Origin of the sequence: Mucilaginibacter sp. NFX135, assembly GCF_048565145.1 — a bacterium.
Classification (GTDB): domain Bacteria; phylum Bacteroidota; class Bacteroidia; order Sphingobacteriales; family Sphingobacteriaceae; genus Mucilaginibacter.
The window spans coordinates 1270762-1292134 of the sequence record NZ_CP183412.1 but is presented as its reverse complement, the minus strand read 5'-3'; the positions used below and the strand labels follow the sequence as shown (position 1 = coordinate 1292134).

The 21373-nt window shown below is 43.3% G+C and carries 19 protein-coding genes; 6 read left to right on the top strand and 13 right to left on the bottom strand.

Annotation, left to right across the window (positions count from 1 at the left end):
• The first annotated feature begins 258 nt into the window (after nucleotides 1–258).
• A complete protein-coding gene (locus ACNURT_RS05635; protein WP_419700906.1) occupies nucleotides 259–996 on the top strand; it encodes a head GIN domain-containing protein in 738 nt (245 codons plus the stop codon).
• A gap of 128 nt (nucleotides 997–1124) precedes the next feature.
• Here the strand turns inward: ACNURT_RS05635 and ACNURT_RS05630 are convergent, their stop codons facing one another.
• From ACNURT_RS05630 to ACNURT_RS05615, 4 genes are all read right to left on the bottom strand, one after another.
• Nucleotides 1125–1850: a DUF2490 domain-containing protein gene (locus tag ACNURT_RS05630; protein ID WP_370994818.1), complete on the bottom strand. Its 726-nt coding sequence runs from the start codon at nucleotides 1848–1850 to the stop codon at nucleotides 1125–1127.
• A gap of 122 nt (nucleotides 1851–1972) precedes the next feature.
• Nucleotides 1973–3001, bottom strand: a complete 1029-nt coding sequence (locus ACNURT_RS05625) for a hypothetical protein (protein WP_419700905.1) — start codon at nucleotides 2999–3001, stop codon at nucleotides 1973–1975.
• An 11-nt stretch (nucleotides 3002–3012) separates the two neighbouring features.
• Entirely contained in the window at nucleotides 3013–4716 is a 1704-nt protein-coding gene (locus tag ACNURT_RS05620; RefSeq protein ID WP_419700904.1) for a glycosyltransferase family 39 protein, read from the bottom strand.
• A 133-nt stretch (nucleotides 4717–4849) separates the two neighbouring features.
• Entirely contained in the window at nucleotides 4850–5830 is a 981-nt protein-coding gene (locus ACNURT_RS05615; RefSeq protein WP_419700903.1) for a GlxA family transcriptional regulator, read from the bottom strand.
• 109 nt (nucleotides 5831–5939) lie between these two features.
• Here ACNURT_RS05615 and ACNURT_RS05610 point away from each other — a divergent pair, with 109 nt between their 5' ends.
• Together ACNURT_RS05610 and ACNURT_RS05605 are read left to right on the top strand one after the other, a co-directional pair.
• Nucleotides 5940–6374 carry a VOC family protein gene (locus tag ACNURT_RS05610; protein WP_419700902.1) on the top strand — a complete coding sequence of 145 codons (435 nt, stop codon included), beginning with the start codon at nucleotides 5940–5942 and terminating at the stop codon, nucleotides 6372–6374.
• 2 nt (nucleotides 6375–6376) lie between these two features.
• Nucleotides 6377–6766 (top strand): DoxX family protein, encoded by a 390-nt coding sequence (locus tag ACNURT_RS05605; RefSeq protein ID WP_419700901.1) that lies wholly within the window; start codon nucleotides 6377–6379, stop codon nucleotides 6764–6766.
• Between the two features lie 80 nt (nucleotides 6767–6846).
• Here ACNURT_RS05605 and atpG read toward each other — a convergent pair whose 3' ends face one another.
• The 8 genes from atpG to ACNURT_RS05565 form a co-directional block, all read right to left on the bottom strand.
• Nucleotides 6847–7731 (bottom strand): ATP synthase F1 subunit gamma, encoded by an 885-nt coding sequence (gene atpG, locus ACNURT_RS05600; RefSeq protein WP_370994825.1) that lies wholly within the window; start codon nucleotides 7729–7731, stop codon nucleotides 6847–6849.
• Nucleotides 7732–7818: 87 nt separating this feature from the next.
• The gene (gene atpA, locus ACNURT_RS05595) at nucleotides 7819–9393 is read right to left on the bottom strand and encodes a F0F1 ATP synthase subunit alpha (RefSeq protein ID WP_419700900.1); all 1575 of its coding nucleotides are present in this window, start codon (nucleotides 9391–9393) and stop codon (nucleotides 7819–7821) included.
• 34 nt (nucleotides 9394–9427) lie between these two features.
• Nucleotides 9428–9973 (bottom strand): ATP synthase F1 subunit delta, encoded by a 546-nt coding sequence (gene atpH / locus ACNURT_RS05590; RefSeq protein ID WP_419700899.1) that lies wholly within the window; start codon nucleotides 9971–9973, stop codon nucleotides 9428–9430.
• Between the two features lie 89 nt (nucleotides 9974–10062).
• Nucleotides 10063–10554 carry a F0F1 ATP synthase subunit B gene (locus ACNURT_RS05585; protein ID WP_419700898.1) on the bottom strand — a complete coding sequence of 164 codons (492 nt, stop codon included), beginning with the start codon at nucleotides 10552–10554 and terminating at the stop codon, nucleotides 10063–10065.
• Nucleotides 10555–10658: 104 nt separating this feature from the next.
• Entirely contained in the window at nucleotides 10659–10901 is a 243-nt protein-coding gene (atpE, locus tag ACNURT_RS05580) for an ATP synthase F0 subunit C (RefSeq protein WP_274213861.1), read from the bottom strand.
• 53 nt (nucleotides 10902–10954) lie between these two features.
• Nucleotides 10955–12028 (bottom strand): F0F1 ATP synthase subunit A, encoded by a 1074-nt coding sequence (gene atpB / locus ACNURT_RS05575; RefSeq protein ID WP_419700897.1) that lies wholly within the window; start codon nucleotides 12026–12028, stop codon nucleotides 10955–10957.
• A 32-nt stretch (nucleotides 12029–12060) separates the two neighbouring features.
• The gene (locus tag ACNURT_RS05570) at nucleotides 12061–12447 is read right to left on the bottom strand and encodes a hypothetical protein (protein WP_419700896.1); all 387 of its coding nucleotides are present in this window, start codon (nucleotides 12445–12447) and stop codon (nucleotides 12061–12063) included.
• Entirely contained in the window at nucleotides 12444–12674 is a 231-nt protein-coding gene (locus ACNURT_RS05565) for an AtpZ/AtpI family protein (protein ID WP_419700895.1), read from the bottom strand. Before ACNURT_RS05565 ends, ACNURT_RS05570 begins: the two co-directional genes overlap by 4 nt.
• Nucleotides 12675–12937: 263 nt before the next feature.
• Here ACNURT_RS05565 and ACNURT_RS05560 point away from each other — a divergent pair, with 263 nt between their 5' ends.
• From ACNURT_RS05560 to uvrC, 3 genes are all read left to right on the top strand, one after another.
• Nucleotides 12938–15910: a tetratricopeptide repeat protein gene (locus ACNURT_RS05560; RefSeq protein ID WP_419700894.1), complete on the top strand. Its 2973-nt coding sequence runs from the start codon at nucleotides 12938–12940 to the stop codon at nucleotides 15908–15910.
• A gap of 1 nt (nucleotide 15911) precedes the next feature.
• On the top strand, nucleotides 15912–18161 hold the full coding sequence (locus ACNURT_RS05555) for a transglycosylase domain-containing protein (protein WP_419700893.1): 2250 nt from the start codon (nucleotides 15912–15914) through the stop codon (nucleotides 18159–18161).
• A gap of 136 nt (nucleotides 18162–18297) precedes the next feature.
• A complete protein-coding gene (gene uvrC, locus ACNURT_RS05550) occupies nucleotides 18298–20121 on the top strand; it encodes an excinuclease ABC subunit UvrC (protein WP_419700892.1) in 1824 nt (607 codons plus the stop codon).
• Nucleotides 20122–20361: 240 nt separating this feature from the next.
• Here uvrC and gldN read toward each other — a convergent pair whose 3' ends face one another.
• Nucleotides 20362–21369, bottom strand: a complete 1008-nt coding sequence (gene gldN / locus ACNURT_RS05545; protein ID WP_419700891.1) for a gliding motility protein GldN — start codon at nucleotides 21367–21369, stop codon at nucleotides 20362–20364.
• Between the last annotated feature and the right edge of the window lie 4 nt (nucleotides 21370–21373).

Below are 21373 nucleotides of genomic sequence, written 5' to 3'. Positions count from 1 at the left end.
TTAAAACCCACGGCAACGAAAGATAAATCAACTGCTTTTTATTCATTGCCGTCCCATTTATGGGGCGGATAATAGTAGTATTTCCTGGCTTTAGCCTAAATAACGATCTTCCCAACACCGGTGGGTGCAAACGAGCGCAAGACTGGTTTTAAAAGCCCTCCCTTCCGGGGAGGGTGTGGGTGGGGTTTACTTTATTTCAAAAACAGTGCAACCTATCGGCGTGTATTGCGTCTTATAAACAAATAATTAACGTTAACCATGAAATCACTAACCAAACTATTACTACTTGCAGCTTTAGCAACAGGCACTACCGGCTATACTTACGCTGCTCCTGTTACTACTGTTAAACCCATACAACAAAGCACGCAGGACCGTCATTTATCAGGCTTCCACGCTATTGACCTGGCGGGTTCTTTTGATGTTTATATTACCCAGGGGTCAACAGAATCGGTAAAGGTAGAAGCACCTTCTAATGTTATTGACCGTATTGTTACCGAAGTACAGGATGGCGTATTAAAAATACACAGTAAAAAAGACTCCAATTGGAATAACTGGGGCTTTGGGAACAGGAAAATGGTGATCTACGTGACCGCGAAGGATCTGAATGGTGTTTCGGTAACCGGTTCTGGCGATATCTTTTTTAAAGATGGTATCAGCACTAACTCCTTAAGATTAAATGTCACCGGATCGGGCGATATGCAGGGCAAGGTGAATGTAAAAAAACTGGAAAGCAGGATCTCCGGTTCCGGCGATATGAGCCTATCGGGCCGTGCCGATGACTCAAGTGTAAGCGTAGTTGGCTCTGGTGATTTTAAAGCCCGCGACCTGGTAACCGTAAACACCGCGGTACGTGTAGCAGGTAGTGGCGATGCCACTGTAAATGCCAGCAATAAAGTAGAAGCATCAGTAAGCGGCTCTGGCGATATTCACTATACCGGCGGCGCCAAAAACATCAGCAGCTCCAAAGCAGGCAGCGGCGATATCAGCAGGCTGTAAACAAAAGGGAACAAGGAGCAAGGATTTTTGGAATGAGGACAAGATAACTTAGTCCTCATTCGGCTTTATATAACGATGGTAGCACCTCACTTATCTTTGCTCCTTGTTCCAAAAATCCTTACTCACAATTAAAACCTCGTATAAAAAGCCAGCTGGGCTACGTGGTTTAGCGTATAGCTTTCGGCCAGGTTAATGTATTGGTTAAGGTAACCGGCTTCTACATCAAACATTTTGCTCACGCGGTAACCCAGCGCAACATAGGCACGGTTTTGATCAAAGAAGTGTTTGTTCACCCGGTTTTTGTTTTGAACATTAACAAAGGCTTCATTTTGCAGGGCCAGGAAAGGGCCTTTGGTAAATACTGCCGAATCATTCTTAAATGGAATTACACCCCGTACAAAATACCGGAAACGCTGGGCAAAGTAATCGTCATTTTTATTATTGGCGGTTTTCCCTAAAAAGCGTTGCTCTAAACGGAAACGGTGTGCTATGGCAATGTGTTTACCCAGCTTGTGCGAGTAAGTATACTGCTGCCATATCCGGTGCTCAGGCCTAAAGGTTTTGTCGCCATTGGCACTACGGCCATTGGTGGCGATATAGGCATAACCCAGCGCCGCAATTTTGTTATTGGCAAAGTAATAATTTGCCGATGGACGAAGCAGGATGTGTTTTAAATAACTCAGGTCATCATGTGAGCGGAATTGCCCGTCGAACGAATAGCCCCAGTGTTCAGACAGACGTTGGCTGTGAAACCAGGCCGCCCAACCCGAAAATTGATTCTCTTGTGCCAATAGCCTTGCAGGAGCTATAAACAGGAACACAAAAAGAACCAGTAGTTTGTGTTTTAATTGCATAGTATATGTGATTTGTTTTAAAAATTAGTATCGAGTTTTAGTATCAAGTATTATGACCAAATTAAAATCTTGATACTTGATACTAAAACTTGATACGCGATTAAGGTTAATTTCTTTCTTTTTTAATCCTTGAACTTGAGTATGGTTTTCCGGCCCAGGTCAAACGTTACTCTAAAGGCTTCCTGGTTACTCATCTGATATCCCGGTACCTGGTGGAAGCTTAAAATAAACTGCCCTTTTATCCTGTTAAATAAAAACGGCGTATAAATAAGATCCAAACGGTTATAGGTTTTAAACTGATAGAACGAATCGCCGTACATGATATGGCTGCCCTGACCTTTATAAAATTCATCATATAAAGCAAACTTGTGCCAGCTAAAATAAGCGTTTGCTATAAAGCCGGCCGGTTTTTGAAAACCATCAACACCACGGACGCGTTCAAATGACATCATGCCGCCTGCCTCTACTGATAACGAATCTAAAAAGGTTTTATGACTGAAGTCGAGACCTAAACGGATCTGCCCACCGCCGTTGTCCTGGATATGATCGTTAGGAATAGGCACACCCGGCCCAGCATCATGCAACAGCAAAAAGTAATGCGACACATAAAAAGGGCCAAAAAGCGAAGGGCGGTACTTACCCGAAAAACCAAACAAAAACTCCTCGCGCTGGGTATCGGTTTGGTGGCTTACCCAGTCAATCCAGCCGGTTTCCGTAAAGTGCTCATTATGGTAGCGGGCCAGTAAACCTTCAACGTTAGGGCGGTAGTAACGCAGCGTATCGTTCAGCAAGGCACGCGGGTAATCGTCCAGTAAACCTTCGCGTGGAAACGCGCCCGCGTTAAACAACCAGCTTTTTCCGGTATAGCTGTAATAAGCCACGGGATTAACCTTTGCAAAATAAGGCTGTGCTCCAAAATCATGCAAGGCATTGGCACCTACAACAAAATGATGCACACTATCGATATTCAAACCCAGGTCAAGTTCGGTACGCACACCGGAGTAGGTATGTGACCTTTCTGTAAAAGGTTTATACTCCCGGTTGTCCAGAAAGCCCATTCCATTAAAATGGATATCGAGGCTATTTTGTGCCAAAGCAGCAGTACTGCTTATGAAGGTAATGATTGCAAGTAAGTATAATTTTTTAAGCATGGAGTGATGTATTATTTAACTGTAAAATTGATAATACCGCTGTTTCGTCCTCCGGCAAAGGGCTCGGTGCGTAACGAAAACAGCAGATCATAGCGTCCCTTTTTTGCGGGCGCTGTAAGTGTAAATTTATATTGTGTGGTTTGCCCTGGCTGTAAAGCAATATGATAAAAGCTGTCGTCGGCCTTCTGCGTATTTACCAGATCTGATGAATTTTCAAAAAAGCAAGCCTCAAAATAAACAGGCGACTCATCGGGCGTATTTCCAAAATTAATGGGAAAGCTATAGGTGTTTTTAAACGACAGGTCAAAGGTGAGTTTTTGCCCTGGCGATGCAGTTACCTTGTATGCCAAAGGTTTGAAATCAATTTTCTGGTAGGTACGCACATTATTTACCCAGCAGCTATACCAATAACCAACCGGTGTTTTAATAGTATCGGTAGTTATCCCAGGTATAGGGCCTTCTGCTACCAAGTATGCTTTTTTATGCTGTATACTGTCATCAATGGGCCATATATCATATTGGGTACGGCGGTAATAACGCGTATCGTAATTAAGCCCCTTAACTGTATTGTTATAAAAATTATATTTTGATGGATTCTGAAAGCCCTCACTAAATATCACATAATTATCGCCCGCCTTATCATGTACTGTTTTGGCCCAATCCTTAAAACCGAAAAAGCTTCTGATGGCGCCAACCTCCATCATAAATGAGGGTCCCCATACAATCAACAACCTAAGCGTTACGATCAAAACTATATTGACTATAGCCAGGCGACTAAACCATGCAGGCCAACCGCTTTGCGCGAAGTGAATAAGTACCAGCATAGCTAAAGGCACATATACAATAAGCGTCCAGTGCAACTGCACCTCGCCTTTAAATGAGGTGAGGAAAAAGAAAAGCAATATGCCAATGCTATTTACCAGCAATGTGCGCATAAAAGTATCCTTGATACGTACAGTAAAGCTTTTATAAAACAAAAACCAGCCTATTAGCGGCCCGGCCATAACCAGTTGGCCCAAGGGATACAGGTAGGAGTAGGAAAAATCATAAGTTTCGGCCGAACGTTCGGAAAGATGGTATTTGATAGACGGATAATCGTGGTTTATCTGCCACAAAATATGTGGTGTATAAAAAGCCACAGCTAACACTACAATACCCCAAAACGATGGGCGCTTTAATAACTTCAGATTGGAGAGCAGCGTAAATCCTACAACTAAAATACCATGATACTTGCTATAGAGCAAACCCGCAACAACCAGGGCGAGTATGAGCGCAAGCGGCCAGCTGTCCCTTTCGGCATACCGTTGGTAGAAAAAGAAAAATAAGGTAGTAAATAATAATAGCGGCGCATCGGGGGTAGTGGTAAAACCGTAGATATGGAAAACAAATATCCCCGGTATCACCAGGATAAAGGCTTTAGCGTTTACCTGGTATTTTTTTAGCATCAGCCATATCAGGTATAATGACACCGAACTGCTGAGCACAGTAAACAACCGCAAGCCAAATTCATTATGTATCAGACTGTAGCCGGCTTTGATGAACAGGGCCACCATGGGCGGGTGGTCATAATAACCCCAATCCAAAAACCGCGAATACATCCAGTAGTAGGCCTCGTCGGCGTGTATCTCCAGGGTGCCAGCTTGTAGTACATTCAATACCGTCCAAAGCAACAAAAAATAAATAACGGGGCGGTTATAGTTTACCGTGGCCTGCATGTTATTTAAGTTACTTTGCTGCATTAATATCCTGAAAATTGAATTGGCAAAGGTATGATAAAAGATATAAGCCTTAAAATGTTAGTAATCATGGTTAAGTAAAATACATCTAATCTTCATCATTTAACCTTGCTTATAAAACAGCCGCTTCCTTGTTATACTTGATCCGGTAGTCGTTTGGGGTCATACCGGTGATCTTTTTAAAAATATCCCTGAAAGTTTTCATGTCTGAATATCCCACATGATACATCACTTCATTGATCGACCGCTTACCGGTTTCCAGCAGCTTCTTGGTAGCTTCGATCTTGACACGCTGGATATACTCAACCACAGTGCTCCTGGTGGCCTTTTTAAACCGGCGCTCAAACGTGCGGCGACTGACATTAAGAACATCCGCTATCTGGTCGACAGTTAACTTTCCTTTATAATTTTGTTCAATAAATTCCTGCGATCTCAGGATGGTGTCATCCTCATGATTCTTTTGGCCGTTAAAAATAATAAAGGGCGATTGGTACCTGCGGTCGATATCGATCACAAAAAACTTAGCTGTGTGAATAGCTATTTCGCGGCTGGTATATTTTTCGACCAGGTACAACAGCAAGTTCCAATAGGCATTATTACCTCCGCTTGAATACAAACCATGCTGATGGGTGATCACCTTTTCGTCAACCAGGGTTACATCCGGATAATAATATCTGAATTCGTTGGCATAGGCCCAGTGTGTTGTACATTGCCTGTCGCGCAGCAAGCCGGTAAAAGCCAGCAGAAAAGCGCCGGTACACAAACTGGCCACTTCGGCGCCTTGTTTATATTGATCAATTATCCAGGAGGCATAATCTTTGTTTACATAAGCGGCGGCAATGGCATCGCCCATCATGGAAGGGATAATGATGAGATCTGTTTTCGGAAGATCATCCGTGATCACATCCGGCTTAACAGAGAAAATGCCATTGCTTAATTGCACTTCCTTATCTGTCCCCACCAGCTTCACTTCAAACAAAGGCGGTTGTCCCAATTTTTCCAGCAGTTCGTTAACGGTAGCAAATACATAAGCAGTATCGGCAATGGATGCCATCACCGCATTTTTAAGTGTTAAAATGGCTATGTTAATCATGAACTAAATATACCATTTTGTCGCAATACCCTACCTAACATTGTCGTATTAGCACATCACGCATAAAAGATATTGCGTTTACCTTTGTTTTAACAAAACAACAATCATCATGATCAGCATTAATCCTTATTTAAATTTTATGGGTAATACCGAAGAGGCCATGAACTTTTACCAATCCATATTCGGTGTAGAATTTGCAGGTTTTCAGCGTTTTAACGAAAGTCCGGGTTTTGAGCGGATGCCAAAGCAGGATCAGGGAAAGGTTATGTACTCATCGCTCCCCATGGGCAAACACAACAATCTGATGGCTACCGACACCTTGGAATCCATGGGGCAAACCTTAACCATCGGCAACAATTTTTATATCTGTGTAAATACCGAAAGCGAGGCCGAAACCGACAAACTGTTCAATGGCCTGGCCGCGGGCGGTAAAATAGAAATGCCGCTTAATAAAACTTTTTGGGGTGCCTATTGCGGCATGTGCCGCGATAAATTCGGCATACAATGGATGCTCAATTATGACCTGAAACAAAACAGTAAATAATCATGAAAAGGATAAATATATTGTACTGGATCTGTACAGGTATATTGCTCGCTGTTGTAGGTGTGGGTTCCGTATTCGACGCGATTTCGTACCCCGATTCCGTTAAGATAGTTACCGGGCTTGGATATCCTGCTTACCTGGTGCCTTTCCTGGGTATTGCCAAACTCCTGGCTTTCGCAGTGATCCTTATGCCTGGCTATCCCCGATTGAAAGAATGGGCCTATGCCGGCATAGCTTTCGACATACTGGGCGCCTTGTATTCCAACATCGTCCTTGGTCGACCTTTGCCGGCTTTGATCTTTATCATCCTGCCTGTTTCACTGTTGGCGGGGTCCTATATATTTTATCATAAAAGATCAGACATAGGTAATCGTGTGTTTGTCGAAAGCTAAACCGGTCAGAAAAAAAGCGAACACAAAAAAGGCCTTCTTAAATAAGAAGGCCTTTTTACTATAAACTCTTTTATAAATTGTTATTGTGCAGATAAAGCTGCGGCACCGCTCACAATTTCGGTAAGCTCGGTGGTAATGGCTGCCTGACGGGCCTGGTTGTATGAAAGCTTAAGGGCTTTTAACAATTCGCCTGCGTTTTCGGTAGCCTTGTCCATGGCTGTCATACGAGCCCCATGTTCAGACGCGTTTGAATCCAGCACAGCACGGTATAACTGGATCTTGATATTTTTAGGTATCAGCTGCTCCACAATTTCTTCTTGCGAAGGCTCCAGGATGTAATCAACATTGGCTGTCTTTACCTCGTCCGTTTTTTCGGGTTTTGGCACTGGTAATAATTGTTCGGCAATTAAATATTGTACAGCTGCATTACGGAAGTGGTTATACACCAGCTCCACACGGTCAAACTTACCATTAACAAAACCTTCCATAATGCTTTCGGTAATTTTGGAAGTATTTTCAAAGTTAAGTTCATTGTACAGATCGTTATTGTTACCAATTACATTGTACTTCCGTCGCTCGTAATACTCCTGGCTTTTTTTACCGATAGCCACTATCGAAACATTACCGGCCTGTAATTGCTTGGTATATTTTTCGGCAATAAGGTTGTTAGCTGTTTTAATTGCGTTGGCATTAAAAGCACCGGCCAAACCACGGTTTGAGGTTACTACAACCACCAATACACGCACGGGCTCGCGCTCCTGCAAATAAGGTGATGAACCATCCTCTAAACTTGCAGATAAGTTAGCCAGCAGCTCTTTTAGCTTATTGGCATAAGGGCGCAATTGTACAATAGCATTTGTAGCACGTTTCAACTTAGCCGCCGAAACCATTTTCATGGCCTTGGTGATCTGCTGGGTTGATGATACAGATGTTATCCTGTTTCTTACTTCTTTTAAATTAGCCATTCTTTATTATGGGGTTCGGGTTGCCTGTTACGAGTTGCGGGAACCAATATTTCACTCGCAACTCGCAACTCGTTACCCGTAACTAAATTAATATCTTGCTGCCAGTTCTTTGGCTACAGTTTCTAATACACCGGTGATCTGGTCATCGAATTTACCTGCTTTAAGGGCAGCTAAAACTTCTGGGTGACGAGCTTCTAACTGGCTGGTAAATTCAACTTCAAACTTCCTGATATCTTTTACAGGCACATTACGCATCAGGTTTTTTGTACCTAAGTATATAATAGCTACTTGTTTTTCAACAGTTACCGGAGCAAACTGACCTTGCTTCAATATCTCTACGTTACGGATACCTTTGTCCAATACAGTTTTGGTTGAAGCGTCCAGATCCGAACCGAATTTGGAGAATGCTTCCAATTCGCGGTATTGAGCCTGATCCAGTTTCAAGGTACCAGCTACTTTTTTCATGGATTTGATCTGCGCGTTACCACCCACACGTGATACCGAGATACCTACGTTAATGGCCGGACGAACACCCGCGTTAAACAGATTGGATTCCAGGAATATCTGACCATCGGTAATAGAGATTACGTTGGTTGGGATATAAGCAGATACGTCACCTGCTTGTGTTTCGATGATAGGCAAAGCGGTTAATGAACCACCGCCTTTCACAATACCCCTGATAGACTCGGGAAGATCGTTCATTTGCTGCGCGATAGAATCATTCGCGTTGATCTTAGCGGCACGCTCTAATAAACGGCTGTGCAGGTAAAACACGTCACCCGGGTAAGCCTCACGGCCCGGTGGACGACGTAATAACAATGATACCTCACGGTAAGCAACAGCTTGTTTTGACAAATCATCATAGATGATCAAAGCTGGCCTTCCGGTATCACGGAAGTACTCGCCGATAGCGGCACCTGCAAACGGAGCAAAGAACTGCATGGTTGCAGAATCTGAAGCGTTTGCAGCTACAATGATAGAATATGGCATAGCACCATTTTCTTCCAGTGTACGTACAATGTTGGCTACTGTACTTGCTTTTTGACCGCAAGCTACATATATACAGATAACCGGCTGACCGGCATCATAAAATTCTTTTTGGTTGATGATGGTATCGATACAAACGGCAGTTTTACCGGTCTGGCGGTCACCGATTACCAGCTCACGTTGTCCGCGGCCGATAGGGATCATCGCGTCGATAGCTTTGATACCGGTTTGTAGAGGCTCAGTTACCGGCTGACGATAGATTACACCTGGCGCTTTACGCTCCAAAGGCATTTCATAGGTTTGACCACTGATAGGGCCTTTACCGTCAATTGGGTTACCCAGGGTATCCACAACACGACCAAGCATACCTTCACCTACGTTGATAGACGCGATACGGTTGGTACGTTTTACGGTATCACCTTCTTTAATATCGTCAGATTTACCTAACAATACCACACCTACGTTATCTTCTTCAAGGTTAAGTACGATACCTTGCAATCCTGTGCCAAATTCTACAAGCTCTCCTGATTGTACTTTTGTCAATCCATAAACGCGTGCAATACCGTCACCCACCTGGAGTACAGTACCCACTTCTTCTAATTCAGATTCTGACTTGAAGCCTGCCAATTGCTGACGCAAAATTGCCGATACTTCGTCTGGTCTTACCTCTACCATTGTTTAAAATTTATTTAGAGTTTTAGTGTTAATATTAAACTGCCTGTTCGGCAAATTCTTTCTTTAATTTTTTCAGGCTGGCAGCAATACTGGTATCTACCTGCCTGTCGCCCACCGTTAATACAAAACCACCAATTAATGATGGGTCAACCTTGGCTTCCAGTTCAACAGTACCACCAATTGCCTGTTGTAATTCGGCAACCAGTGTTTGTTTGTTAGCTGCAGAAAGCTCTGTAGCCGAAGCAACTTTTGCTTTGGTGATATGCCTTTTGATGTTATACTGGTTAATGTATTCAAGCGCGGTAGCGTATAATACCTCACCACGACCTTTGTTAACCATCAATTTAAAAAATGCGATAGTAACCTTGTTCACCTTACCAGCAAACACTTCATCCAGTATTTTTATCTTTTTGATGTGGGCGATGATCGGGTTACTTAAAACAGCTTTAAGTTCAGGATTTGCCTTAAGGGTATGCAAAAACAGATCCATATCGGCCTTGATGGCGTCAACAATATCTTGTTCCTGCGCAAGGTCAATTAGTGATTTGGCGTACCTGGTTCCTACTGTTAATTCTGACATATATTTTTGAGATGTGAGACATGAGATGTGAGATGTGAGACCAGGACAACTTTCTGTCTCAAATCTCAAATCTAATATCTAATATCTATTTACAATTTCACTTCTTTTAATAGTTGGCTCACCAGTTCGTCTTGTTTCTGATGATCTTCAAATTGCTTGCGTAATACTTTTTCGGCAATTTGTAACGACAGGGTAGCTACCTGATTTTTAACATCAGCCATAGCTATTGATTTCTGGTTGTTGATCTCCACACGGGCCAGCTCAATCATACGTGCACCTTCTTTGTGGGCAAGCTCTTTGGCATCAGCTATCATTTGTTCTTTTACTTTGCGGGCTTCAGACAGGATCTGGTCGCGCTCGGCACGGGCTTGTTTCAGTAACGACTCATTCTCGTTAGTTAAACGGGCCATTTCATCTTTAGCAGCTTCGGCTTTTGACAATGAATCTTCAATAAAGCGTTCACGATCATTAAGAGCGCCTAAAATAGGTTTCCAGGCAAATTTTCCTAATAAAAATAACAGGATCAAAAAGGATACCGTTGTCCAGACAACTAAACCAAGATCGGGGGTAACTAAGTCCATAATTATGTATAGATATTTACTTTATATGTTTATTCTTTTTTAACCTCTTTAAACAAGCCCGGAGCCAATCGCCCCGGGTTGTTTTTTTTCTTTCTCTCTAATAATTAGAGAAGAGCAACTACCACGGCAAACAAAGCAACACCTTCAACAAGGGCTGCAGCGATGATCATGTTAGTTTGAATTTTTGAGGCAGCTTCTGGCTGACGGGCGATACCTTCAACGGCTTTACCACCGATTTGACCAATACCGATACCAGCGCCAATAACAGCTAAACCTGCACCAATTGCACCAAGTTTTTGTAAGCTCACAACACCTGTAGCAGCGGCTTGTGCAATTGTTCCAATCATTCCAATCATTGTTTGATAATTTAACGTGTATATATAATTATAATTAATTCAGATTAATGGTGATGCTCTTCAACAGCCATCCCGATAAACAGGGAGGTAAGCATCGTGAAAATAAAGGCCTGCAAAAATGCCACAAGCAATTCGATACAATCCATAAACACTACGAATGGTACAGATACTGTTGACATCCACGCAGTTTTAAAGATAAATATTAAAGATATTAAGCTTAGTACGATGATGTGACCGGCAGTAATGTTCGCGAATAAACGGATCATTAACGCAAATGGCTTTGATATTATACCGATGATCTCAACAGGAACCATGATAGGATATAACCACAGTGGGATATCTGGTGTAAAAATATGTTTCCAGTAGTATTTATTGCCGCTAAAGTTGATAACAAGCAACACGATAAAAGACAATACCAATGTTACCGCAATGTTACCTGTCAGGTTAAAACCTCCCGGAAAGAAAGGGACCAAACCCAATAGATTATTGATCAGGATAAAAAAGAAGATGGTTAACAACAGAGGCATGTATCTGGCATGCTTTACACCTATATTAGGGATAGCCACATCGTCGCGTACAAAAAGCACAACCGGCTCCAGTAATGACTGCAAACCTTTTGGCGCTTTGCCGGCACGTTTTTTATAAGCAGAGGCGATGCTGAAAAATATAATCAATAATACGATCATCCCCAGCCACATGCTTATTACGTTACGCGTGATAGAAAAATCATACACTTTGGCATCCTTGTTAATTTCACCTGCCTCATTAACAGCAACTACCTTTTTTCCTTCAAGCTTGTAGCTGTAATGCTCGCCTTTGTACACAGGAGCTTCGTGACCTTCTCCGTGATGAAAGCCTAATTTTTCTGAAGAAAAAATCTCCAAACCTTTATCTGTATACAGAATGATCGGCAATCCAACAAAATGCTCGCCCATAAATGGTATTGCTACCGGCCACGAGTGTGAGTCGCCAATATGTTCAAATACTACCTCTTTAGGGTCAAATGGCTTTTCACTGCCTTCAGCAGCTTTTTCTTGCGAAAAAGATAATGTTGGCTTAACACAGAAAAGCAAAAAAAGCGCGGAAATCAGTAAGGGTTTAAATATTTTTGAGTTCAAAATCGAGCTATTATTCATCTAAATGAAGTTTTTTACCTTATTTTTTGGTTGCGCAAGTTACGTAACAAACCATAAATTTCAAAACCCATATTTAAGAAATATATATAAAAAAAATCGGCCACAAAAACGTACCTGTTTACGCTGTTTTTTAAAAGAAAAATCAATGCAAAAAACATACAGGCCAACAGTTTAACCGTAGTTGCTGCCAAAAACGCCTGAGCATACATATCCTGCTTGATTTTGCCCACCATCAGTATAGAAACTACCGTTAAAAATGTAAGGCCCGAGAGAAAGAAAAACAGCAGCCAGAATTTGGGGGTAATCCAACCGGCGTATCCTATATAAGGTAATACGGCCGGAGGTATAGCTATGATAATAATAAACGATAAATAGGATAATACAGTAGGAAGCAGTTTCAACTTTTTACAGATCTGATAACAATATATAATGCAATAAACACGCCAATAAGCGAAAGCACAGCTGTCACCCATTTTACCTGATGCGCCATGGCCGCGTCAATTTTATAACCGGCAAAAGCAAATACGCCTATCACTGCTATCATCTGGAAAGCCACACCACTAAATTTGGCATAAGTATTTGCCTCTCTGACATTTTCAGATTCGTCGTCCTGTTCTTTTTTTGGCATGTGCAAATTTATGAAAAGCGTTGGTCTGAACCAGAATTATCGGAATTAAAACGTCTGAACCAGAATTATCAGAATTAAAGAATTAACAGAATAATAAATCCCAAATCGAACATCCGAAATCCGAAATCCGAAATGATTGGCATCATCAAAAACTAACAACGGTTAAAATCGAACATCCTAAATCCGAAATCGTATAATGTTTAGTATTTTAGCGATGCTTTTAAAACCAATAGCTTATTTTGAGGCAACTACCTATATCTTCTATGTATAAAAACGGTAAAGTTTTACTGTTTACCCTTATCATTATCATTGCGGGGTGCTCGCTCGAAAAGCAAAGCGGCCTTAACCGCTCCATGCAAAACCTTACCGCGCATTACAATATCCTGTTTAATGCCAACGAGTTGCTGCGCCGTAAACAGGAAAGTTATGCCGCATCGTTCCCAGATGCTTATACCGAATTATTGAATGTTTATCCCGATACTACCAGTCAGAGCGGTTCGCCGGATAAGGATATGGAGCTGGCCATTACCAAGGCCAACACCATTATCAACATCAAAGAGCAAAGCCATTACATTGGTGATGCCTACCTGGTTTTGGGCAAAGCCCGCTTTTTGGAGGGCAGCTATTTTGACGCGGTGGAATATTTTAGCTATGTGGTACGTTCATTCGGGAATAATTTCCCGCTGGCCCAGGAAGCTATGGTTTGGAAAGGGCGCTCTCTTTTATATCTGAACAATCTGCCGCAAGCCAAGGTAGTTATAGATTCGGCTGTACAAAACATCAATCCCAAAAAACCGGGTAAAAGTTTCACTGCCGATGTATATGCAACCCGCATGCAATACAACATCAACACGCAAAACTATGCCGAGGCCGAGGAAGATGCCAAGCAAGCTATACAATTTTGTTCGGTAAGCAGGTTGAAACTACGCTGGATCTTTATTCTGGCCCAATTACAGGAGCTCAACCTAAAACCAGCCGACGCTTACGATAGCTATACCCGCATTGTGCAAAGCAATGCCTCGTTTGAGATGGCCTTTAATGCCAATTTAAACCGCATCCGGATACAGGATAACCGCAATGGTATTAAATTAATAAGTAAGATAGACCAGCTACGTAAACTATTGAAGAATCACGACAATATTGATTTTTTCGACCAGATATACTATCACATCGGACAGCAATATTACTCCACCGGCGATATTGATAACGCCATCAAGAACTACAAACTATCCATACGCCACAGCACTAAAAACGAAAATCAGCGGGGCGTATCCTATCTGCGCATTGCCGACATTGATTTTAAAAATAAGGCCAATTATGAGGGCGCTAAATTGTATTACGATAGTACCCTTACCTACCTGTCGCCCAGCTACCCGGGCTATCAGCTTATTGTTAAAAAGAGTAACAATCTGCAAATACTGACAGGTCTGCTCCAAACCATAGCCCGAGAGGATACGCTGCAGATGCTGGCCGGGCTCGACGAAAAAACGCGGCTTACTCATATTGATGCGATGGTTGCCCGTAAAGCGGCCCAGGAAAAAGCTGCCGCCGCCGAGGCAGCTGCTTCGGCGGCGGCAGCCAGCAATAACAACGGCGATCCGTTCAGCAACAGCTTTACCTTAAATAATCCCGATGCACAGTCACCACAAAATGGCCTAAACCGACAGTATGGGCAAAACGGACAAAATAGCCAAAACGTGGTAAGCTCATTCTATTTTTATAATACCAATGCGGTAAGCCAGGGTTATGTTGCCTTTAAGCGCCAGTGGGGAAACCGCAAACTGGAAGACAACTGGCGACGCAGTAAACGCTCAAATGCAGGTATGCCCACCAACGCCGGACCTACAACAGGCCTAAACACCACTACCGACAAGCTCGCGGGCCTTAGCGGTAAGGCTGCAGATTCGGTAAGAAACGTGGAGTATAAACAACAGCTCATTCATGATCTGCCGCTCACGCCCGATCAGCTTAGTCAATCCAATATCCGTATTTACAATGCCTACCTTGATCTTGGCAATTTATACCGCGATGTGCTGGAAGATAAAAAAGAGGCTATAGCCGCCTTTGAGAAAATGCTTGCCCGCTTTCCGAATAACCCGGATAAGCCGGCTATCTATTATAATCTGTTTCGTTTGTATACGGATATCGACGCGGCCAAATCCGACATGTACAAAAACCTTATCCTAAAAGAATACCCGCAAACCGCGTTCGCCAAAATAATTCTTGATCCGGAGTACAGCAAAAAGCTAAACGATGCCAACGCCGGGTTTAATGTATTTTATAACCAGGTATATGACCTGTATGAGCAAAAACAATACGCCCAGGTGATCAGCGCCGCGGAGGATCTGTTAAAGAGATACCCGGACAACCGCTTTTCAGCACAACTATTTTATTTAAAGGCCATAGCCGCGGGACACCAGGAAAAACTGCCGCCATTTTTGACTGATATGCAGGAGATAGTTGCCAAATATCCGGATGACGTATTAATAACTCCGCTGGCCCAGCAGCACCTGGCTTACATTCATGCCAACCTGGAGGAAGTAACCGCGCGACCGGTAGTACTCAATAACGAAGATCCTAACGAAATTCCGTTCACCCCGCCTGTAGCCTATCAAAAGCAAACAGAATATCGAAAAACCTATATACCATCGCCGCAGCTGCCAGAATACCGCCACCTGGTTAACGCGCCTTTGAACGGACTGGCTTCGGCTACAACAAAGATCAATACCCAGCTAAACGCGCCGCAGGGTAAACTAAGCGACAATCACATTCAACAGCCCGCATACGTATTACAACAAGCCAATCAGGCTAATCCGGACAGCGTTAACACAACGGTAGCTCCACCCGTTATTGTAGCAGAAAACATCGCCTCCATATTCTCAAAGCGCGACAGTACCCACTACTATTTTGCTATAAATGTAACTTCGGGTACAACTAACCTGGCATCTTCGCGTTTTGGTATAGGACAATTTAACCGCATCCGCTTTTTTGGCTATGGCTTTAAACACGAGTTGATTAATGCCGGACAAGACGACCAGATCATTTACATCGGTCGCTTTTTCAGCCTGAGCGATGCCCGGAAATATGCCAAGAGCATTATCCCGGTATTACCCGATATTATGAAGGTATCTAAGGATAAATACAGTTTTTTTATCATTACCAAGGAAAATCTGGATAAATTAGCCGATCAAAAAACGGTGGATAGTTATATTAACTATTACCAGAAAAATTATTGAAATGAGAACTACTAAGCCCAAGCTTACGCAACAGGATATAAGACGATATAATTGGTACATATGGCGCACCGTAATAGGCGGTTTCGTTTTTGTTGGATTGATGATAGCGCTAACAATTTTTGATGTATTTGGTCAGCTGCCTTCCTTCCGCGATCTGGAAAATCCAAAAAGCAATCAGGCATCCGAAGTATTATCTGCTGATAAAAAGGTATTAGGTACCTATTATATACAAAACCGATCCAACGTAACCTATGCAGGGCTATCGCCCAACGTAGTTAACGCGTTGGTGGCTACCGAGGACAAGCGCTTTTTTGAACACTCCGGGATTGATTTTGGCCGCAGCTTTACCATTTTTCTGCATTTACTCATCGGGCAGAAACAAGGTGGCAGTACTATCACACAGCAACTGGCGCTCAACCTTTTCTCAGAAAGGGCCGCCAATCCATTTAAACGTGTAATCCAAAAAATGCAGGAATGGGTAACCGCTGTTAAACTGGAACGCCATTATACCAAAGAGGAGATCCTGACCATGTACCTTAACACGGTTGATTTTGGCGCCTATAACACCTATGGCATCAAGTCGGCTGCACGTACCTATTTTAATACTACTCCCGATAAGCTTACACCAGACCAGGCAGCATTACTAATTGGTATGGTGAACGGGCCCGGCATCTACTCGCCTATCCGTCACCCCGAAAACGCGTTGAAACGCCGTAATCTGGTACTCAACCGCATGGTAGAGAAGGGTGACCTGAACCAGGCACAGGCCGATGAGTACAAACAAAAACCACTTGGGCTCGATTTTCATCCAAACAACCACTTTGACGGCCCGGCACCTTATTTCAGATCGGTACTTAAAAAAGAGTTGCAAAAACTGTTTAGGGAGCAAAACATCAACCGTTCTGATGGTTCACCTTATGATCTTGATCGTGACGGCCTTAAAATATATACCACCATTGATGCTACCATGCAGCAATATGCCGAGGAGGCTCAGCAGCAATATATGCGCGATCTGCAGGTACAGTTTAATGATCATTGGCGTGGAAAAAACCTGGCTAAAAGCATCCATAATTATAAACTACTGATACAGCAGGGCATGTTTAAATCAGACAGGTACAAGCAGCTGAAGGCCCAGGGTATGAGCGATGAAGATATCACTACCAATTTTAACACTCCTGACAAGCTCAATCTGTTTACCTGGCACGGCGACATTGATACACTGATGAAACCGATCGACTCAATTGTATATTGTAAAATGCTGCTCCGTAATGCCTTGATGAGTATGGACCCAACCACCGGCTATGTTAAAGCCTGGGTGGGCGGCACCAATTTTGAGCATTTTAAATATGATCAGGTTAAAAATGGTACGCGCCAGGTAGGTTCAACAGCCAAACCGTTCACCTACGCCGTAGCTATTGATAATGGCTACTCGCCTTGCATGAAGATCAATAATGTGCCGGACACCATCAGAGGTTATGGCAGCGGTCCGTGGTGCCCGCGTTCATCACCATCAGAAACTATACCAGGCTTTATTACCCTGCGCCAGGCCTTGGCCCATTCGCAAAACTGGGTAACGGCCCACGTAATGGGCGAGGTTAAACCCGAGCCGGTTGTAGAGTTAATCAAAAAAATGGGGATCACCAGTCCGGTACCCCCATATCCTTCTATTTGCCTGGGTACGTTTGATGCTTCTGTATTTGAAATGACAGCCGCTTATTCGGTATTCGCCAACCACGGTTTGTGGACAGAGCCCACCTATATATTACGCATTGAGGATAAAAACGGAAACGTTTTATATACCCATACACCAAAAGTAGTACAGGCCATGAACCCGCAAACCGCCTACGTAATGACTTACATGCTTAAAGGGGTAATTCAGGATGGTACGGGCTCCCGCTTACAATATAAATATGGACTTAATAACCCGATAGGTGGTAAAACCGGCACCACCCAAAACAACTCCGATGGCTGGTTTATTGGCATCACCCCACAACTGGTTACCGGTTTGTGGACAGGCTGCGAAGATCGTGACATTGCATTCCAGTCGACCCGGCTGGGTGAAGGTGCCAACAGCGCATTGCCTATATTTGCGTTCTACATGAAAAAAGTATACGCCAACGCCGCGTTAGGCATCAAGAAGAATGTTGATTTTGATGCACCCAAAAACGGTGTGAGTATAGTAATGGATTGCAACCAATACAATCAGCAACAACAGGGAACTACTGAAGTTGATAAGAAGCTGGGATTTTAGATTAACCCCAAACGTCATTGCGAGGAACAAAGCAATCCCCAACTATACAGGGCTTATCCATAAAGCGACTCTGTAAATAGGGGATTGCTTCGTCCATCGCAATGACGCACTGATATCTGTTTTCATTAAATGAGTTATGAGTGAAAAATTTGATTATAAAGTTGCATTAAAAAATATACCTCACAAACCCGGTGTTTATCAATATTGGGATAGTGAGCAGGAACTGATATATATTGGCAAAGCCAAAGATCTGCGCAACCGGGTTGGGTCGTACTTTAACCAGGATGTACATGTAAATGCCAAAACCCGGGTTTTGGTATCCAAGATTCGCAATATCACTTTTACCATTGTTGATACCGAGGTTGATGCCTGGCTGCTGGAGAACAGCATGATCAAAAAGCATCAGCCACGTTACAATGTGATGCTTAAGGATGATAAAACCTATCCCTGGATCATCATCAAGAACGAGAACTACCCCCGCATTTTCTGGACCCGGCGCATTATTAAAGATGGCTCCAAATACCTGGGGCCGTATGCTTCGGTAAGCATGATGCATAATATTTTGGGGTTGATTAAAGAAACTTACCCCCTGCGTACCTGCAACCTGCAGCTTACCCGCGAAAACATTGATAAAGGCAAGTTTAAAGTTTGCCTGGAATATCAGTTGGGCAACTGCAAAGGCCCTTGCCAAAACTACCAGACCGAAGATGATTACAACAACAGCATCGAGGAGATCAAAGATATCCTTAACGGTAAGATAGGCGCTGTATTACGCCGGCTTAAAACCGAGATGGACACAGCCGTTGCGGAGTATAACTACGAACTTGCCCACCGCCTAAAGCGCAAATTTGAATTGCTGGAAAACTACCAGAGCAAATCAACCGTTGTAAATTCATCTATAACAGACGTGGATGTTTTCAGCATTGCGTCGGAAGATAAAATAGCCTTTGTTAACTTTTTAAAAGTAATGAACGGCACCATCATCCAAACGCAAACCATTGAGCTTAAAAAGCGCCTGGATGAGAGCGATGAGGAACTACTTACCCTGGCCATATCCGAGTTCAGGAGTCGTTATAACAGCGATTCTAAAGAAATCATTGTGCCTTTTGGTATCGACCTGGAAGACCATCCCGGCATTAAGTTCACCGTACCCAAACTGGGCGAAAAGAAAAAGCTGCTCGATCTTTCGCAAAAGAATGTGCTCTTCTTCAAAAAAGAAAAGATAGATCAATACGAAAAGCTGAATCCCGAGGTCCGCACCGAACGTTTGCTCACGCAGATGATGAAGGATTTGCGCATGAACCAGCTGCCCCGCCACATTGAGTGTTTTGATAATTCCAATTTCCAGGGTAAATACCCGGTATCGGCTATTGTGGTATTTAAAGACGGCAAACCCTCCAAGAAAGACTACCGGCACTTCCACGTAAAAACGGTAGAAGGCCCGAATGACTTTGCCACCATGGAAGAGGCTGTACACCGCCGCTACCGCCGTATGCTGGATGAAGGTACCGAACTGCCTCAACTCATCATTATTGATGGTGGCAAGGGCCAGTTATCATCGGCCATGCACAGCCTTAAACTACTGGGTATCGATAAACAGGTAACCGTTATAGGCATTGCCAAACGCCTGGAAGAGCTGTATTATCCTAACGACCAGTATCCGATGTACCTGGATAAAAAATCAGAAACCTTAAAAGTGATCCAGCACTTGCGCGATGAGGCACATCGTTTTGGCATCACCTTTCACCGGAAGATCCGTGACAAAGGCACTCTCGCCACCGAACTGGAACTGATAGATGGCATAGGCAAAACCACCGCCGAAAAGTTGTTAAAATATTTCAAATCGGTAAAAAAGATCCGTGAAGCCAGTGAAGAAATGTTGCTGGAAGTAGTGAACCTGAAACAGGCAAAGGCTATTTTAGGATACTTTGGCAAAGATGCAGAAACTGGTCAAAATTAAAAAGCAATATAACCAACCCATCATTGTGAGGTACAGAGGAAAAGCCTCACCAACCCTCTCCAAAGGAGAGGGCTTTAAAATACTTTTTTGAAGTCTCCTCCTTTGGGGGAGATTTAGAGGGGGCTTCTGCTTCGTACCTCAGCAATGACGGTTGAAAGAGGATTGTATAGAAAACAAAAAAGCCAAAACTCATACCCGCAGGCTCTGAATTTTAGCTTTAAAATTTAGGTTGGTAATTGGTTAGTACGACCACAGGTTAAGTTCCCAGTCCATCAGTGTTTTTTTGATCCGATCCGACTCGTAAAGCTTATCAATACCCTGTGCGTAATCTTTTATGCGTTCGTCTTTATCGTTACTTTCTTTAACAATGTAACTGGTGAAGATCCGCTTCATAAAAACATCATCGAAACTTAAACCTGTCGCGTCGCTGTTACGGCTGGCAACTTCTTTGGTGGCAAAAATAGGTCTTGCTTCCGGGAAATATACCCAAAACGCGGGCTGATAATCCAGGTCAAGGTTGCCTGCTTTTGGTTTGATCAATGGCGCTATGCCAATAATGCGGGGCTCAAATACCGAGCGTTGTTTATCAAAAACCCAGTCTTCTTTAATCCGGAATTTAACTACACTATCGGGGTTAAACTCACCGGCTTGTAACGACGATCCTATTTTATTACCGTCTTTATCAAACTTATCAACTACCGAACTATCTGCCATTTTGGATTTGGCGCCTCCCGCTGAAAGCGGAACTGTAAAAGCATCGCCTCCTGGATCATCCTTCGTTGGTGTTGGATCATAAGCGGTTAGCTCGCCTGCAGCAATAGCATTTAACAGCACATCAATCAACCTGCTTTTTGGCGAGGCCAGGTACTGGTTCATTTTTTCGCGTACATCAATTTCCCGCCAAATACGTTTAGCAAAAACCACATCGTTTTCGCGCAGGTTTGGCAGGGGCGTAACCTTGGCATTCAGGATGTTGTTCTTTTTATAATAACCATCAAGCGGTCTTTCAAAAGGCTTGTTGGGATCAAATACCTTACGTTTTGAAGTATCGGCAACCGGTGGCTGGCTTACCACATTATCCTGCTGGCTGGATTGCTGTGGTTGCAGCTGTGTTGGCTGTTGCTGTACGGGTTGTTGTTGCGTGGTAGTAGCAGGTTTTCTGGTACGTTTTTTAGCCGGGCGTTTTTGGGCAAATGCTGCCGACACGCACACTAAGCAAAGTACAACCACCAAAATTTTCTTTTTCATACGC